We start from the raw sequence: 615 nt of genomic DNA on the forward strand, positions 1-615 counted from the left end.
GATATCAATGCGGCCTTCAGAGATACCATTAAGAATAGATTGGTTTGGCGCGGCTTCTAAGTGGATGGACAAACTAGGATGTTGCGTTTGTTGCTCTAATAGAGGGCCGTAAAGCAGGAGGGCCAACGCACCGGAACAAGCGAGTTTACAATGGCCAGAATAGGCATCATCAAAGCTGAGTTCTTCTAGTAAGCTTTTTTCGCGCTCCTCTAGCTCCAGCGCATAGGCGTAAACCATACGACCTTGTTCGGTGAGCTCGAAACTTTTGTTCTCACGTTTAATCAAGGCATGCTGACAACTTTGCTCTAACTTCTTGATGTGTTGGCTAACACCGGGTTGAGTCATGTAGAGCTTTTCTGCGGTTTGCGTAAAGTGGCCGACTTCGACCAGAGTCTTAAACGTGTGTAACCAAACGGGATTAAGCATAGTGCGTGATGTGCTGAAAGCTTGCTAAGAGACGTTGAGAAAATAATAGCATGGCACTGCCCGAAATAAATCGGCCGAAGTGATTTGGGGTGGTTCGCGAATGGTAAATAGCAAACAAAATAAAACCCCGCCTGGTTTCCCAGACGGGGCTTATTCTCTTTCGCAGCAATCCAGCTACTAATAGGTGCT

General features: G+C 46.7%; 2 protein-coding genes. Both read right to left on the reverse strand.

What is annotated here, in order from left to right:
* A partial coding sequence (locus tag R7O13_RS28515) for a LysR family transcriptional regulator (RefSeq protein ID WP_318305413.1) occupies positions 1 to 426 on the reverse strand: 426 nt, incomplete at its 3' end.
* The coding region (locus tag R7O13_RS28520) for a hypothetical protein (protein WP_318305414.1) at positions 419 to 615 on the reverse strand (197 nt) is incomplete at its 5' end. The genes R7O13_RS28520 and R7O13_RS28515, both read right to left, overlap by 8 nt.

The sequence above is a fragment of the Vibrio sp. Y176 genome (genome assembly GCF_033438945.1).